The organism is Pseudomonas sp. 2835, from assembly GCF_050435905.1.
Lineage (GTDB): Bacteria > Pseudomonadota > Gammaproteobacteria > Pseudomonadales > Pseudomonadaceae > Aquipseudomonas.
The window spans coordinates 1-17103 of sequence record NZ_JBNDLE010000005.1; the positions used below are offsets into that span (position 1 = coordinate 1).

10 protein-coding genes are annotated in these 17103 nt (G+C 64.5%); 2 read left to right on the plus strand and 8 right to left on the minus strand.

All coding sequences use genetic code 11. The features are described from left to right. Positions 1-206: 206 nt before the first annotated feature. Positions 207-1667 (minus strand): membrane-bound lytic murein transglycosylase MltF, encoded by a 1461-nt coding sequence (gene mltF / locus ABIE20_RS08310; RefSeq protein ID WP_429504287.1) that lies wholly within the window; start codon positions 1665-1667, stop codon positions 207-209. 246 nt (positions 1668-1913) lie between these two features. Between mltF and purL the strand changes: the two genes are divergently transcribed. Both purL and ABIE20_RS08320 read left to right on the plus strand, forming a co-directional pair. Beyond that, a complete protein-coding gene (gene purL / locus ABIE20_RS08315) occupies positions 1914-5813 on the plus strand; it encodes a phosphoribosylformylglycinamidine synthase (RefSeq protein ID WP_429504289.1) in 3900 nt (1299 codons plus the stop codon). Between the two features lie 3 nt (positions 5814-5816). Continuing rightward, positions 5817-6128 (plus strand): NGG1p interacting factor NIF3, encoded by a 312-nt coding sequence (locus ABIE20_RS08320; protein ID WP_429504291.1) that lies wholly within the window; start codon positions 5817-5819, stop codon positions 6126-6128. Between the two features lie 76 nt (positions 6129-6204). Here ABIE20_RS08320 and ABIE20_RS08325 read toward each other — a convergent pair whose 3' ends face one another. The 7 genes from ABIE20_RS08325 to ABIE20_RS08355 all read right to left on the minus strand — a co-directional run bounded on the left by ABIE20_RS08325 (position 6205) and on the right by ABIE20_RS08355 (position 17103). Further along, the gene (locus tag ABIE20_RS08325) at positions 6205-8229 is read right to left on the minus strand and encodes an HET-C-related protein (protein WP_429504293.1); all 2025 of its coding nucleotides are present in this window, start codon (positions 8227-8229) and stop codon (positions 6205-6207) included. Positions 8230-8419: 190 nt separating this feature from the next. Further along, a complete protein-coding gene (nagE, locus tag ABIE20_RS08330) occupies positions 8420-10087 on the minus strand; it encodes an N-acetylglucosamine-specific PTS transporter subunit IIBC (RefSeq protein ID WP_429504294.1) in 1668 nt (555 codons plus the stop codon). A gap of 12 nt (positions 10088-10099) precedes the next feature. Next, positions 10100-12640 carry a phosphoenolpyruvate--protein phosphotransferase gene (ptsP, locus tag ABIE20_RS08335; RefSeq protein ID WP_429504296.1) on the minus strand — a complete coding sequence of 847 codons (2541 nt, stop codon included), beginning with the start codon at positions 12638-12640 and terminating at the stop codon, positions 10100-10102. 19 nt (positions 12641-12659) lie between these two features. Further along, positions 12660-13682 carry an SIS domain-containing protein gene (locus ABIE20_RS08340; RefSeq protein WP_429504297.1) on the minus strand — a complete coding sequence of 341 codons (1023 nt, stop codon included), beginning with the start codon at positions 13680-13682 and terminating at the stop codon, positions 12660-12662. Further along, the gene (gene nagA, locus ABIE20_RS08345; protein ID WP_429504299.1) at positions 13672-14769 is read right to left on the minus strand and encodes an N-acetylglucosamine-6-phosphate deacetylase; all 1098 of its coding nucleotides are present in this window, start codon (positions 14767-14769) and stop codon (positions 13672-13674) included. The genes ABIE20_RS08340 and nagA overlap by 11 nt, the downstream gene beginning before the upstream one ends. Before the next feature lie 10 nt (positions 14770-14779). Then, positions 14780-15511 carry a GntR family transcriptional regulator gene (locus tag ABIE20_RS08350; protein WP_429504300.1) on the minus strand — a complete coding sequence of 244 codons (732 nt, stop codon included), beginning with the start codon at positions 15509-15511 and terminating at the stop codon, positions 14780-14782. Positions 15512-15591: 80 nt separating this feature from the next. Continuing rightward, on the minus strand, positions 15592-17103 hold the full coding sequence (locus ABIE20_RS08355; protein ID WP_429504302.1) for a Fic family protein: 1512 nt from the start codon (positions 17101-17103) through the stop codon (positions 15592-15594).

Here is a 17103-nt window from a genome sequence, read left to right on the forward strand (position 1 = left end):
AGATTGCTTTCGGCCACCTGGCTGCCTTCAAGCTGCGGCTGGGTCACCCAGGTGAGGATGTCGTAGTAGCGGCGGATGTTGGCGACGAAGTGCACCGGCTCGCCACCGCGGGCATAGCCGTAGCGGGTCTCCCACAGGTCCGGCCTATGCAAATCCATTGTGGGAGCTGGCCTTGCCGGCGATGGGGCGCGCAGCGTCCCCCGGTCTCACAACGGCGGTGTCTGCTCGTTCGGCTTGGTCTTGTTCACACCCGGTACATGCAGATTGCTTTCGGCCACCTGGCTGCCTTCAAGCTGCGGCTGGGTCACCCAGGTGAGGATGTCGTAGTAGCGGCGGATGTTGGCGACGAAGTGCACCGGCTCACCACCGCGGGCATAGCCGTAGCGGGTCTTGCTGTACCACTGCTTCTGCGACAGGCGCGGCAGCATCTTTTTCACGTCCAGCCACTTGTTCGGGTTCAGGCCTTCGCGCTTGGCCAGCTTGCGCGCATCGTCCAGGTGGCCGCTGCCGACGTTGTAGGCGGCCAGGGCGAACCAGGTACGGTCCGGCTCCTCGATGTTGTCGTCCAGTTCGGATTTGACATACATGAAGTATTTGGCGCCGCCGCGAATGCTCTGCACCGGGTCCAGTCGGTTGGACACGCCCATGGCCTGGGCGGTGCGCTGGGTCAGCATCATCAGGCCGCGCACGCCGGTCTTGGAGGTGACCTCGGCCTGCCACATCGACTCCTGGTAGCCGATTGCGGCCAGCAGGCGCCAGTCGACCTGTTCCTTCTTGGCCGAGGCCTGGAAGGCCTTTTCGTAACGCGGCAGGCGCTGCTGCAGGTGCTGGGCGAAGGTATAGGCGCCTACATAACCCAGTACATCGACGTGGCCGTAATAGCGATCTTTCAGACGCTGCAAGGTGCCATTCTTCTGCACTTTGTCGAGAAATTCGTTGATTTCGTTGAGCAGGCTGTTGTCTTCGCCGGCTGCAACCGCCCAGCGCTGGTCACGGGCGTCACCGAGGTCGAAGGCCACCCGCACCTTGGGGAAGTAAACCTGGTTCATCGCCAGTTCGTTGGAGTCGACCAGGGTCAGGTCAATCTGCCCCTCGTCGACCATGCGAAGCAGGTCGACCACCTCAACTGCGTCAGATTCTTCGTATTCGAGTGCGGGATACTGCTTTTTCAGCTCGGCCATCTGCTCGGCGTGGGTGCTGCCCTTGAGCACCATGATCTTCTTGCCGACCAGGTCCTTGGCGTCGGTGGGCCGTGGACGGCCGTTGCGGTAGATGATCTGCGGGGTGACTTCCAGGTACGGGTGGGAAAAACGTACCTGCGATTTGCGCTGTTCGCTGCTGACCAGGCCGGCCGCTGCGAGCACCGGGCCGGACGGCTGGCCGAGCTGGTTGAACAGGTCGTCGAGATTGTCGGCGGTCTCGATCTTCAGTTCCACGCCCAGATCGTCGGCGAAACGCTTGACCAGCTCGTACTCGAAGCCGGTTTCGCCGTTGCGGTCCTGGAAGTAGGTGGCCGGGCTGTTGCGGGTAATTACGCGCAGCACGCCGTCTTCCTTGACACGCTCGAGGGTGCTGGGTTTTTCAACACAGGCACCGAGCATCAGGAAGAGTCCGGTTGCGATGAGCCATCTGGCGCACCGCTGGCGCAAAGCGGTTTGGGCGAACATAGGTTGCAGTATACGCAAAGGACCGGCCGCGCCATATCTCGACAACGGTTTGCTTGTCTGCTAGCGATCTTTGCGTTAAAGGCAAAATGCAGGGCAAAACCGGTGGTTTTTTTTGACCCCCGAGTCCGCTTTGCCGGGCCGACATGCGGAGGTGTTGCAATGCTGTGTTTCGGGTGCCGGAAGCGCCGGAATTAGGCTAGAATGCACGGCCTCTAAGCACACCCCCTTCCTGAGGCTGTCCCGACGATGTTGATCCTGCGCGGCGCTCCTGCCCTTTCTGCCTTTCGCCACGGTAAGTTAATCGAGCAACTGAGCCAGAAAGTCCCCGCTGTTAGTGGTTTGTATGCTGAATTCACGCATTTCGCCGAGGTTGACGGCGATCTGAGTGCCGACCAACAGCAAGTGCTCGCGCGCCTGCTCAAGTACGGCCCGAGCGTACCGGTCCAGGAGCCAAGCGGGCGCCTGTTCCTGGTGGTTCCGCGTTTCGGCACCATCTCGCCCTGGTCGAGCAAGGCCAGCGACATCGCCCACAACTGCGGCCTGGAAAACATCCAGCGCCTGGAACGGGGCATTGCCTTCTACGTCAGCGGTGAGCTGAGCGACGCCGATGCTGCCATCGTTGCCGATATCCTCCACGACCGCATGACCCAGCTGGTACTGAGCAAGCTCGAAGAGGCCGGCGGCCTGTTCAGCCACGCCCAGCCCAAGCCGCTGACCGCTGTCGACATCCTCGGCGGTGGCCGCGCCGCCCTGGAAAAAGCCAACGTCGAGCTGGGCCTGGCCCTGGCCGAAGACGAGATCGATTACCTGGTCACCAGCTTCCAGGGCCTCAAGCGCAACCCGCACGACATCGAACTGATGATGTTCGCCCAGGCCAACTCCGAGCACTGCCGCCACAAGATCTTCAACGCCAGTTGGGATATCGACGGCCAGAGCCAGGAAAAAAGCCTGTTCGGCATGATCAAGAACACCTACCAGATGCACAACGAAGGCGTGCTGTCGGCTTACAAGGACAACGCCTCGGTGATCGTCGGTTCCGTGGCCGGGCGCTTCTTCCCGAACCCTGAGACCCGCCAGTACGGCGCGGTGCAGGAGCCGGTGCACATCCTGATGAAGGTCGAAACCCACAACCACCCGACCGCCATCTCGCCGTTCTCCGGTGCCTCCACCGGTTCCGGTGGCGAGATCCGTGACGAAGGCGCTACCGGCCGTGGTGCCAAGCCCAAGGCCGGCCTGACCGGTTTCACCGTCTCCAACCTGCGCATCCCGGGCTTCGAACAACCGTGGGAGCAGGACTATGGCAAGCCAGACCGCATCGTCACCGCCCTCGACATCATGGTCGAAGGCCCGCTGGGCGGCGCCGCGTTCAACAACGAATTCGGCCGCCCGGCGCTGACCGGCTACTTCCGTACCTTCGAGCAGTCGATCAACACCCCGCACGGTGACGAAGTGCGCGGTTACCACAAGCCGATCATGTTGGCGGGTGGCCTGGGCAACATCCGTGAAGACCACGTACAGAAGGGCGAGATCACCGTCGGTGCCAAGCTGATCGTGCTCGGTGGCCCGGCCATGCTCATCGGCCTGGGTGGCGGCGCGGCTTCGTCGGTGGATACCGGCGCCAGCTCCGCTGACCTGGACTTCGCCTCGGTGCAGCGCGAGAACCCGGAAATGGAACGCCGTTGCCAGGAGGTCATCGACCGTTGCTGGCAGCTGGGTGACAAGAACCCGATCGCCTTCATCCACGACGTCGGCGCTGGCGGTATTTCCAACGCCTTCCCGGAACTGGTCAACGACGGTGGCCGCGGTGGCCGCTTCGAACTGCGCAACGTGCCCAACGACGAGCCGGGCATGGCCCCGCACGAGATCTGGAGCAACGAATCCCAGGAGCGTTACGTGCTGGCGGTCAGCGCCGGCGACTTCGAGCGCTTCCAGGCCATCTGCGAGCGCGAGCGTTGCCCGTTCGCGGTGGTCGGCGAGGCCACTGCCGAGCCGCACCTGACCGTGACCGACAGCCACTTCGGCAATACCCCGGTCGACATGCCGCTCGACGTGCTGCTGGGCAAGCCGCCGCGCATGCACCGTTCGGTGACCCGCGAAGCGGAGCTGGGCGATGACTTCGACCCAAGCACCCTGGAACTGAACGACTCGGTCGAGCGCGTCCTGCGTCACCCGGCGGTGGCCAGCAAGAGCTTCCTGATCACCATCGGCGACCGCACCATCACCGGCCTGGTTGCCCGCGACCAGATGGTCGGCCCGTGGCAGGTACCGGTGGCGGACTGCGCCGTCACCGCCACCAGCTTCGACGTCTACACCGGTGAAGCCATGGCCATGGGCGAGCGCACTCCGCTGGCCCTGCTCGATGCCCCGGCGTCCGGGCGCATGGCAATCGGCGAGACCCTGACCAACCTGGCCGCCGCGCACATCGGCAAGCTGTCCGATATCAAGCTGTCGGCCAACTGGATGTCCGCTGCCGGTCACCCGGGTGAAGATGCCCGTCTGTACGACACCGTCAAGGCTGTCGGCATGGAACTGTGCCCCGAGCTAGGCCTGACCATTCCGGTGGGCAAGGACTCGATGTCGATGAAGACCAAGTGGAGCGAAGAGGGCTCTGAGAAGAGCGTCACCTCGCCGATGTCGCTGATCGTCAGCGGCTTTGCCCCGGTACTCGACGTACGCAAGACCCTGACTCCGCAACTGCGCATGGACAAGGGCGAGACCGACCTGATCCTGATCGACCTTGGCCGCGGCAAGAACCGCATGGGCGCCTCGATCCTGGCCCAGACCCACGGCAAGCTGGCCGCCGTTGCCCCGGACGTCGACGACGCCGAAGACCTCAAGGCCTTCTTCGCCGTGATCCAGGGCCTGAACGCTGACGGCCACCTGCTGGCCTACCACGACCGTTCCGACGGCGGCCTGCTGACCACCGCGCTGGAAATGGCCTTCGCCGGCCACTGCGGCCTGGACCTGGAACTGGACACCCTGACCAGCAAGCGCGAGAAAATCGCCGCCATCCTCTTCAACGAAGAGCTGGGCGCGGTGATCCAGGTGCGTCAGGACGCCACCCCGGACGTGCTGGCCCAGTTCAGCGCAGCCGGCCTTGGCGAAGACTGCGTCGCAGTGATCGGTCAGCCGATCAACAACGGCGAAGTGCTGATCAAGCTGGCCGGTGAAGAGCTGTTCAAGGGCGACCGTCGCCTGCTGCAACGCCAGTGGGCCGAGACCAGCTACCAGATCCAGCGCCTGCGCGACAACGCCGACTGCGCCGATCAAGAGTTCGACGTGCTGCTGGAAGAAGACAACCCCGGCCTGAGCGTCAAGCTCGGCTTCGACGTCAACCAGGACATCGCTGCGCCGTACATCAAGAAGGGCGTGCGTCCGCAGGTGGCGGTGCTGCGCGAGCAGGGCGTCAACGGCCAGGTCGAAATGGCCGCGGCCTTCGACCGCGCCGGCTTCAACGCCATCGACGTGCACATGAGCGATATCCTTGCCGGTCGCGTTGACCTCAACGACTTCAAGGGCCTGGTGGCCTGCGGCGGTTTCTCCTACGGTGACGTGCTCGGCGCCGGTGAAGGCTGGGCCAAGTCGGCGCTGTTCAACGCTCGTGCCCGTGATGCCTTCCAGGGCTTCTTCGAGCGTACCGACAGCTTCACCCTGGGTGTGTGCAACGGTTGCCAGATGATGTCCAATCTGCACGAGCTGATTCCGGGCAGCGAGTTCTGGCCGCACTTCGTGCGTAACCGCTCCGAGCAGTTCGAAGCCCGTGTGGCCATGGTCGAAGTGCAGAAGTCGAACTCGATCTTCCTGCAGGGCATGGCCGGTTCGCGCATGCCGATCGCCATCGCCCACGGTGAAGGCCATGCCGAGTTCGCCAGCGAAGAAGCCCTGCTCGAAGCCGACCTGTCCGGTTGCGTGGCCCTGCGCTTCGTCGACAACCACGGCAAGGTCACCGAGAGCTACCCGGCCAACCCGAACGGCTCGCCGCGCGGGATCACCGGCCTGACCAGCCGCGACGGTCGCGTCACCATCATGATGCCGCACCCTGAGCGGGTCTTCCGTGCCGTGCAGAACTCCTGGCGTCCGGACGACTGGAACGAAGACGCGGCGTGGATGCGCATGTTCCGCAACGCCCGGGCGTGGGTGAACTAAGGGGTGTACAAGCTCGCCTTCTTCGTCCCCTCAAGCCACGTGGAGGTGGTCAAGGCCGCTGTGTTCGCCGCCGGTGGCGGGCGCATCGGCGACTACGACTGCTGCGCCTGGCAAACTCTCGGCCAGGGCCAGTTCCGCCCGCTGCACGGCAGTCAACCGTTTATCGGGCAGGCCGGCCAGGTCGAGGTGGTGGAGGAGTGGAAGGTTGAACTGGTAGTGGCCGATGGGCTGGTTGGGCAGGTCGTCAATGCATTGAAGCAGAGCCACCCCTACGAGACCCCGGCGTACGAGGTCTGGCCGCTGGCTGACTTCTGAGGGCCTTGACGCCTCGCTGCTACAAAACGACAAGCCCCGGCAGCCTCCTGCCGGGGCTTGTCGTTATTACAGGCGATTATCTGAACAACCCACGGATGCGCTCCCAGACGCTGCTGTCGATGACCGGGTGCTCATGCCCGTGCGGCGTGTCGAACACGGAGGCTTTGCCGGCCCGCTCTATTTCTGCGCTGTGCTCGCTTGCCCATACGCTGACCAGTTCGTCCTGCCAGTCGCTGTCGTTGGGGTGGGTGAAGTAGCTGCGTGCGACCTTTACCGGGTCGAGGAGCCGCCTGCCTTCCCAGTGCTTGTACATGGCAAGGCCCACGTTCCGTACCGCAACGCGCGCCATCAGACTGGCCAGGGTATGCAAGGGGTGGACGTCATGGTCCTTGGCGAGCTGGGAATGGGTCGGGTTGGTCGAACCGGATGTATTGGGGTCGTCTTTACGCAGGGTTTGCAGGTCATCGACGGTGTTGCCGATCAGGTTGATGACGGTCTGGTAGCCCATCTTCATCAGGTCCTGCGTATGGCGAATGGGCGAACTGATGATCCAGGAGACACGCCTCAGCCCATTGAACCCGGGAATGTCCGCCAGGGCGTCGCGCACTTCCAGAGACGTCTGCAGATACTTCTGCCACTTCGGGTCGGGGTGGTCGCGTAGCAGGATCAGCAGGGCGAGCTCCGAGTCCGTGCGCTGCCCGGGTGTGATGCTCTCGAAACTGCCGGAAGTCTTGAACAACACCTTCGCCATCGGCTCGGCCAGGCTGGCGATCACGTCGGTGCCGGCGAACATGCCTGTGACGACGGGCCAAGCGTGCCTGCAATCGGTTGCCCCGGTCCATGGCAAAACCGCCTTGTGCCCCTGTTTGCGCAGGCTGAGTTCGGCGTAGTTGGAGTGAGCGAAGTAATCTTCCAGCACGTGCAGGGCCGCGCCGAACTCGCGCAGGCCTTTGGGGGTGGGGCCCGCTGCCATGGCATCGCGCAGGCGCTCGCACATGTAGTCGACCGAGGTGAAGATGTGGCGCTTCATGGAGGTTTTCGGGTCGACCTGAAGCAGCGGGTCGTCGTGGGCGACCGGCGCTTCGAAATCCGGGTCGATGGTGCGAGGGTCGAAGGTCGATGCGCTAGGGTTGTAGGGGTTGTCGATGTGTTCGCTCGGCCGATACACCCCCAGCATCTGCGGGGTGACCACATAGTGGCTGCGCTCCTGCGGTGTGCCTTGCAGGCTGGGGAAGGTCTTCAGCGCCAGCAGGTCGACGAGCTGTGTCAGGACCTCCCTTGAAAGCTTGGCGGGGAAGTCTTTCGGCGCGTCGGGTGCGCGGACCAGCTTGGGGTCGAGCAACTGTGAATAGTCGCGCAACCAGTTGCCAAAATAGATCGCCTTGCGTTGCTGTTCGTTGAAGCCTGCGTACTTGAGGTCCTCCTCGATCGACCCGTGACCCCAGGACCGCTCGGGATGCCGCTTGTCACCGCTTCCCGCAGAAAAGCCTTCGTGGCGGGCGTTGTGGCTATCGGCGCGTTGGGCATCCTCGCCCTGGCTCAGACGGATGAAGTGTCGTAGCGCAGGCTGGTCCACCTGCAAGTGGGTATCTCGAACACCCGCGCACAGCCTGGCGACTGTCAGCTTGCCCGGCTTGAGGGGCGCGACGTTGCAGAACAGGTAGGCAAAGCGGGCACCCTCTTCGCCCTGGGCGTCTTCGGCGACGCTGGCACGGCCATCGGCCAGGCGGGGTGCGAAGTCCTGGCGCAGGACGTTGTCCAGGTGGTGGCCGAACTCGTGCAGCAGGATGGTGGCCAGCTCGCAGGCGGCATGCGGTTGTCGCAGCGCGTTCTCGATCACCTCGGGGTGCAGGTGGATGATGCGGGTGGCATTGTCGTAGCTGGCTTTGCCTAACGCCTGTGGGCCGATCTGGTGGGCAGGGCTGGCCAGCGTGCCGTCCCGCAGTGCGTCGTGCAATCTTTGGTAGCAGGTCTCTGGCAGGTCGTCTCCGAACACCGGGGCGAGCATCGAGCGCAAGGCTTGCGGTGAAAGCGACTCGGCAATTTCGGTCAGTCGATCCAGCGCGAAGGTGGTTGTCAGGGTCGCGGATGAAGAGGTCATGGCGGGGGCTCATCTAAGATGGAGCCCCCAGCATGCTAGCGCGCACGCTCCTGTTGGAGCGGGCAACGCCTCCCGCTGGGGCTGTCAGATTTTGTGTATGGGCCGATAACGGCCTGCCGTCCCGGTCTCAGGGAATACCCAGCCGCCGCGGGCCGTCACCGGTTAGCACTCTCTTGCCCCGCGATGCTTTTCAGCCCTGCAACGCCTGGCTCAAGGCCGCAGCACGCTTGCCCAGCAGCAAATGCCAGGTCCCGTCCGCCAACGGGCTGACCCCCTGGCACCCCAGCGCCAGCAGGCGCTCGCGCGCGACTTTGCGTGCATCCTTGAGCTCGACCCGCACCCGGGTCAGGGCCACGCAATCCACTTTCAGCAAGTTGTCCTTGCCGCCCAATGCCCTCAGCCAGTCTTCAGCGGCCATGCTTTCGCTCGCCTCGGCTTTCACCTGCGGCTGTTCGACCACATTCGCCAGGGCATGGGGCAGCTGGTTGCGAATCTCGTCGGCAATGGTGTCGGCCAGCGGCCCGACCACCACCTGCAGGCTGCCACCCGAACCCGGACGCACCACGGCCATGGCGCCGAGGGTTTTCAGCACGCCGTCCTGAGCCAGGCCGCGGTCCTTGAGTAGCAGGCGCAGGCGCGTGGTGCAGGCATCTACCGAGAGCAGATTGGCGGCGCCGCCGAGGGCATCGATATAGCGCTTGCCGCGGGGTGCACTGGCGTCTTGTGCCGGCGCTTCCTCGCTGGGCTGGTCTTCGCGGCCCGGGGTTTTCAGGTCGAAGCGGCGGATACAGAAGTCGAAAACGAAGTAGTACACCAGCGCATACAAAAGCCCGACCGGGAACACCATCCAGCCGTTGGTCGAGCGGCCCCAGCCCAGGGCCATGTCGATGGCGCCACCGGAAAAGGTAAAGCCCAGGCGGATGTTGAGCAGATCGCACAGGGCCATGGCCAGGCCGGTGAGCACGGCATGGATCAGGAACAGCAGGGGCGCGAGGAACATGAAGGCGAATTCGATCGGCTCGGTAACGCCGGTGAGTGCCGAGGTCAGGGCCATCGACAGGAGGATGCCGCCAATCAGTTTGCGCCGCCCCGGCAGGGCATGACGGTACATGGCCAGGCAAGCGGCAGGCAGGCCGAAGATCATCATCGGGAACATCCCGGCCATGAACTGCCCGGCTTGCGGATCGCCGGCGAAGTAGCGGGTCAGATCACCGGTTACAAGCAAGCCGTTGGCGCCCTGGAAGCTGCCGAACACGAACCACACCAGGTTGTTGAGGATATGGTGCAGGCCAGTGACGATCAGCAGGCGGTTGAGCACGCCGAAGAAGAACGCGCCGATGCTGCCGCTGTCGAGCATCAGCTTGCCCAGGCTATTGATACCATCCTGCACATGCGGCCAGATCAAGCCGAACAGCAGGCCCAGGCCCAGCGCCGACAAGCCGGTGGCAATCGGCACGAAGCGCCGGCCACCGAAGAAGGCCAGGTACTCGGGCAGCTTGATGTCCTTGAAGCGGTTGTACAGCGCGCCACCGAGCAGTCCTACGATAATCCCGGCGAGCATGCCCATGTCGATGTGCGGGTCGATGACCTTGAGCGTCGACACCAGCACCAGGTAGCCAATGGCCCCGGCCAGGCCCGCAGTACCGTTGTTGTCACGGGCAAAGCCGACGGCGATACCGATGGCGAAGATCAGCGCCAGGTTGGCGAAGATTGCGTTGCCGGCATCGTGGATCAGGGCGATATCCAACAGGTCGGTATCGCCCAGGCGCAACAGCAGGCCGGCAATCGGCAGGATGGCGATGGGCAGCATGAGGGCGCGGCCGAGCCGTTGCAGGCCCTGGATGAAGTGCTGGTACATGGTGCGCTCCGGTTATTGTTCTGTGCTGAGTGGGGAGTGGCGGTGGTGTAGCGGGCGTGCGGCGAAATCGCGACAGGCCTGGCGCACGGCGCGGGCGCTGGACAGGCCCAGCAGTTGCTGGCTGAAGGTGCGGCATTCACTGCTGTCGAGCTGGCGCACGCGCTCCTTGATCTCGCCGACTTGCGGAGCGCTGACCGACAGCTCGCTGACCCCCAGGCCAACCAGCACCGCGGTGGCCAGCGGCTCGGAGGCCAGGGCGCCGCACACGCCGACCCAGCGGCCATGGCGAGCGGCACCCTGGCAGGTCAGGTCGATCAGGCGCAGCAGCGCCGGGTGCAGGGCGTCGACGCGCGCGGCGAGGCCCGCGTGGTCACGGTCCATGGCCAGGGTGTACTGGGACAGGTCATTGGTGCCGATCGAGAAGAAGTCGGCATGCTCGGCCAGGCGCTCGGCGAGCAGGGCGGCGGCCGGAACCTCGATCATCACCCCAAGTTCTGCGCGCTGGTTGATGCCCAGCTCGCTGGCCAGGCGGTCCAGGCGCTGGCGGATTTCCAGCAGCTCATCGACCTCGCTGACCATCGGCAGCATGATCCGGCAGCGGCGCTGCGGGCTGACCTGCAGCAGGGCACGCAATTGCAGGTCGAGCAGCTCGGGGCGCACTTGGCCAAGGCGGATGCCGCGCAGGCCGAGCACCGGGTTGGCCTCGTGGGGCAGGGGCAGGTAGTCCAGTTGCTTATCGCCGCCGACATCGATGGTGCGGATGATCACCGGGCGATCGCCCATGGCATCCAGCACTGCCTGATAAGCGCCACGCTGCTCCTGCTCATCCGGGGCGGTGTGGCGGTCGACGAAAAGGAACTCGGTGCGCAACAGGCCGACGCCGTCGGCGCCCAGGGTCAAGGCCTGGGCGGCTTCGGCTGCCGAGGCAACATTGGCGGCGACCTCGATCAAGCGCCCGTCACGGGTCTTGGCGCTGTCCTGGGCGGCGGCTTGTTGCTGTTGGCGGCGTTGCTGTTGTTGCTGGCGAAGCTGCGCGACTTCGGCCAGGCGTTCGGCGTCTGGCGCGGTTTCCAGCCGGGCCTGCTCGCCGTCCACTACCAGCACCTGGCCGGCTTGCAGGTTAAGCAGTTCCGGGCCCAGGGCGACCAGGCACGGCAGGCCACGGGCGCGGGCGAGGATGGCTACGTGCGAAGTGGCGCCCCCGGCGACCATGCACAGCCCGGCCACCGCGTGCTTGTCGAGCAGCAGCAGATCCGAGGGCGTCAGTTCATGGGCGGCGACAATGGCCGACGGCGGCAGTTCGAGTTCGCGGGTTTCGCCGAGCAGGGCGCGTAGCACCCGTTGCTGCAAATCCTGCAGGTCATTGGCGCGCTCGGCCAGTAGCGGTTTGTCGAGGGCCTTGAGAATCGCGCACTGGGCGTCGATGGCCTGGCTCCAGGCGTGGCTGGCGGCAATGCCCTGGTCGATGCGCTGACGTGCTGCGTCAATCAGCGACGGATCGTCGAGCAGCGCCAGGTGCGCTTCGAAAATGGCCGCCGCATCACCTTGTTGCAGGTGCTGCAAGTCGCCTTCAATGGCGGCCTTGACGCTCACCAGTGCGGCGTCCAGGGCCTGGTGCTGCGCAGCGGGCGTATGGCCACCGGGGTCTGGCGGCAGGCGTATCCCGTCCAGACGCGCCAGCGGGCCGTAGGCCAGGCCCGGCGATGCGCAGACACCATTGAGGATGCCGGGCTGCAGGTTGGCGACGGGTGTGGCCTGGGCACTGACGGCAGGGCCGGCATGCTGTTCGCCGACGCTCGCGGTGGTGACTGCTACCAATAGTGCCTGCAGCGCCTGCGCACTGTCGGCGCCGCTGCAGACAATCTCGACTTCATCCTGCTCGCCGACACCCAGGCCCATGATCGCCACCAGGCTGTTGAGCGCGGCGACCTGGCCGTTGAAGTGCAGTTCGGCGTGGCTGCCAAAGCCCTGGGCCGTCTGGCGCAGCAAGGCCGCAGGGCGCGCGTGCAAGCCGCCGTGATGAGCGACCCTGGCGCTACCGCGCACGGTTTCGCCGTTGCTGGCTGCTTTGCCTTCAGTGGCGCTGGCAGTGGGGATGACATCCAGCAGCGGTGCGCCCAATGCCACCGAGCGAGTGGTGCGCGGCAGCAAGCGGTAGTCGCTGCTGTTGCTGAGGATCATCACCGTGATAAGGCTGGTGCAGTGTTGCGCAACCAGGTCCAGGTCAAAGCGGATCAGCGGCTGGCCGCGTTCGACCCGTTCGCCATTGGCCACCAGCGCGTCGAAGCCGCGGCCCTGCAACTGCACGGTATCCAGGCCGATGTGCATGAGGATCTCGGCGCCGTTGTCGGCACGCAGGGTCAGCGCATGCAGGGTTTTCGCCAGGTGGATGACGGTGCCGGCGCAAGGCGCCTGCAGGCAGTCGTTGAGCGGGTCGATGGCGATGCCGTTGCCCAGGGTGCCACCAGCGAACACCGGGTCGGGCACCTGGTCGAGCGGCAATAGCGGGCCTTCGAGGGGGGCATGGAGGGTGATGTTTTTGTTGTTGGGCATGCGCAAGGTCCTCGGTGCCTCAGTGAGTTCGGGTCACTTTGCTCAAGTGACGGGGCTGATCCGGATCCATGCCACGCGCCTCGGCCAGGCCTGCAGCCATGACATAAAAGCTCTGGATCGCCAGCAACGGATCGAGGCCCGGGTGGGCGGCGCAGCTTAAGGTCAGGTTGCGCTGGGGGACGTCCGCCGGTGCCGCCAGCAGCACCTTGGCGCCGCGCTGGCGCATGTCTTCGGCCAGTTGCAGCAGGCCCGCCTGCTCCACGCCACGAGGCGCCAATACCAGCAACGGGTAATGGGCATCGATCAGTGCCATCGGGCCGTGACGGACCTCGGCGCTACTGAACGCTTCGGCCTGGATCGCCGAGGTTTCCTTGAACTTGAGCGCCGCTTCCTGGGCGATGGCAAAGCCTGCGCCACGGCCGATGACCATCAACCGCTGGCAGTCGCGCAATTGCTCAATGGCCAGGCTCCAGTCCTGTTCTGCGGCTTCACGCAGTTGCCCGGGCAGGGCGAGGCCGGCGTCGAGCAGCGCCGGGTCTTGCTGCCAGTGGGCGACCAGGCGGGCGCTGGCGCTGAGGGTGGCGATAAAGCTCTTGGTCGCGGCAACGCTCAGCTCGGGGCCGGCGCACAGCGGCAGGTGGTACTGGCAGGCACGCTCCAGAGGCGAGTCTTCGGCATTGACCAGCGCCAGGGTGGTGGCGCCGCGTTCGCGCAGGGTCTGCAGGCTGTTGACCAGGTCCGGGCTCTGGCCCGACTGAGAAAAGCCCAGGGCCATCTGGCCGCGCACCTGCAGGGGCGAGTTCTGCAGGGTCACCACCGACATCGGCAGCGAGGCCACCGGCAGGCCAAGCTGCTGCATGGTCAGGTAGGCAAAGTAGCTGGCGGCGTGGTCCGAGCTGCCGCGAGCGACCGTCAGGGCAACCTGCGGCGCGAGGCTGCGCAGCTGTTCGGCAACGCTGGCGATACGTGCGTCGCAACGCTGCAACTGGGTCTGCACAACGGTGGCCGAGGCCAGTGCTTCGGCAAGCATCTTAGAGCTCAAGGTGTTCTCCTTCGACCATTACGCCGATCAGGTTGAGATTGCGATCCAGGGTCACGGCGTCGGCCCAGCTGCCGGGCTGCAGGCGCCCGCGCTCTTGCAGGCCGAGGTAGTCGGCGGGGAATTGCGACAAGCGCTGGGAGGCTTCGGCCAAGGGCAAGCCGATCTTCACCAGGTTGCGCAGGGCCTGGTCCATGGTCAGGGTGCTGCCGGCCAGGGTGCCGTCGGGCAGGCGTACGCCGCCCAGGCATTTGGTCACGGTGTGGCTGCCCAGCTTGTACTCGCCATCGGGCATGCCCGCAGCGGCGGTGGAGTCGGTCACGCAATACAGGCAAGGGATCGAGCGCAGGGCCACGCGGATGGCGCCGGGGTGCACATGCAGCAGGTCGGGAATCAGTTCGGCAAAGCGCGCATGGGCCAGGGCCGCGCCGACGATGCCCGGCTCGCGGTGGTGCAGCGGGCTCATGGCGTTGTACAGGTGGGTAAAACTGGTGGCGCCGGCTTCCAGGGCCGCCACGCCTTCTTCGTAGCTGCCCAGGGTATGGCCGATCTGCAGGCGCACGCCGCGTTCGCTCAAGGTGCGGATCAACGGCAGGTGGCCGGCGACTTCCGGGGCGATGGTAATCACCTTGATCGGTGCCAGCGCCATATAGGCGTCGACCTCTTCGAGCAGCCCCAGGTGAGCGAAGTTCGGCTGTGCGCCCAGCTTGCCGGGGTTGATGTACGGGCCTTCCAGATGCACACCGAGCACCCGCGCGCCGCCGTTGCGCGGTTGGCGGGCATACTCACCGAGCGCGCCGAGCACCTGGGTCAGTTCTTCCTTCGGCGCAGTCATGGTGGTGGCCAGCAACGACGTGGTGCCGAAGCGCACGTGGGTTCGGGCAATGGCGGCGAACGCCCCGGCGCCCTCCATGATGTCACTGCCACCGCCGCCGTGTACGTGCAGGTCGATGAAACCCGGCAGCAGGTAGGGCAGATCGTTGCCCTGCGGGTCGCATGGCTGGCCATCGATGGCGGCAACGCGGCCGTCACGCAGCAACAGGCGTCCGCGTACCCAGCCCGTCGGGGTGAGTATGTTGTGTTCGCTCATGGGGGCTCCGCTAGCGTCGCAGCTCGGCGACAAAGTCGTAGTAGTCGTCGCGACAGTAGGTGTCGGTCAGTTCGATGGGGGTGTTGTCGTCGAGGTAGCCGACCCGGGTCATCAGCAATATGGCGGTGCCGGGCTCGATGCCGACCCGTGCCGCCAGTTCGGCGCTGGCGTTGATCGCGCGAATATGTTGCAGGGCGCGCACCACCGGTTTGCCGATCTGGTCGAGGTACTGGTACAGCGAATCACCGATAGCCTCGGGGTTGCCCAGCAAGCGTGCCGGCAGGGTGCTGTACTCGACGGCCATGACGATGTCATCGGCCTTGCGCAGGCGCTTGAGGTGTACCACCTGTTCATTGGGCGAGAGGCCCAGGCGCACCAGCTCATCGGCAGACGGCGCGTCAACGCTGCGCTCCAGCCACTGCGAACTGGGCGTGAAGCCCTTCATACGGAGCATTTCGCTGAAGCTCGACAGGCGCGAGAGTGGTTGCTCCAGGCGCGGGGTAATGAAGGTACCGGAGCCCTGGATACGGCGGATCAGGCCTTGTTCGAGCAGCACTTCCAGGGCCTTGCGTGCAGTCACCCGGGAGATGTCCAGGGCTTCGCTGAGGCTTCTTTCCGACGGCAATGCCTGTTCGGCTTTCCATTGCCCGGCATGAATGGCCTGTTCCAGGTTGCGCGCCAGCTGAAGGTACAGGGGGGTGGCCAGGGTGTCGTCGGGGCGCAGGGCGGTCAACGGAGGCATGGCGGTGGCTTCAGGTGGCGAGTGGTATTAAAAATTTAATACCACTTGCATACCACGTCAATACCACTTGTCAGCCTGTTTCATTTTGCGTCGTCATCAATCGACTCAACCTCAGACTGCTGGCCAGCCAGGGCTTGTCGTGCCGCCTGTTCGATAAAATCGAATACGTGGGCGGGAACCGTGTATTGAAACTGCTTACGCCTGTGCCTGGACACGACGCCGCCATTGGTCAGGCACATCATGACCAGATTCGAAAGCTCGCTGCCGCGCACGTCAAATTGCTCGTCGACGACTTTGTAAACGCTATCGAAACAGGCCAGGAAGGTCGTTTCTTCGCGCAGTTCCACTTCAAGCGCATGCTTGGCCATTTCCAGGGTGAAGGCCACGCAAGGCGTCGCATCCCAGTAACGGTAGACGGCCGCATCACCACGGAACTGGAAGTTCAACTGCCCGAAGTCAATCCACTGGACATCCCAAAAATCCCTCACGGGTCGGGAGAAGCTCTGCAGTGCTTGCAGGTATCCTTGCTCGTTCCGTTTCATGGCAACCGACACGGGAAGCAACAGGCCGTTGTCCAGCGCGCCGGCCCGGCACAATGTCTGATGGATCAGGAAGCGAGAAAGCCGACCGTTACCATCCATGAAGGGATGGAGCAGGACAAAGCCGAAGGAGATGATCCCGGCTGCCACCAGTGGATCGGTGCGGGCTGCATCTTCATTGGCAAAGTGCATCAATGATTCCATCAGCTCCCGGCAGAGCTCCGCTGGGGGAGGAACGTAGGTCACACCCGCAGCGCCTTGCAGGGCACCGGCAAGATGGTTCTGTTCATGTCTGAAGGCGCCAGCCATGTCATACGGGTTGCTGATCGTGGCGTTCTGCAAGGCGACCAGATAGTCCTCGGTTAGCGGCTGGCGTTCGTGGGCCTGGCGCAGCAACTGTATGAACTTGCGCGATTTGTCTTCACTGGGCGCTTCCCGTTCGATGGCGAAAGAGTCCTTGGTTTCGTGCAAGTACGCCCAGTTGATGGCGCGGTCCATCATGATGGGCGGCAGCGACTGCATGAACGCCCTGGCGCGTGCTGGAATGTCATAGTCGAGCAGGGCTTTGATGTGCGGCGTTCGTTCGACTGTGGCGCAGTAAGCCAGTGAGCCGAGGCCATTGAACTCGACCCGCCACCTGGAGCTTCGCTCCCCAGGCTTGGTGATGTAGTGTTCAGGATCGAAAAGGTCCACGAAAGGGCCACGGACCGGAGCTTGCTGCTTCAGCAACTCGCCAGAGAACGCCTCGCGTAAATAGCAGGCCTTACGGATGTATATCCCGTTGGGTGTTGAGCGCAGGGCATCTTCGAATGCTTCGGCGGGGATCTTCGGCAACGCCTGGGCCAATATCGCAAGGTTGATCCCTTCGTGCTTCAGGGCAAACAGCGCATGACCCAGCAAGTCGTTGGCCGCAGGCGCAATGGCGGCGGGTACGGCCAAGGTGGTACCGATTTGCTGGATACGCGTAACCGGCTGAACGACAGCCGGTAGCTGCAGCGGTACTACCGTCAGTTGAAGCTGCTGATGAAGATGGGCGTAGCCAACCGCTTGCAT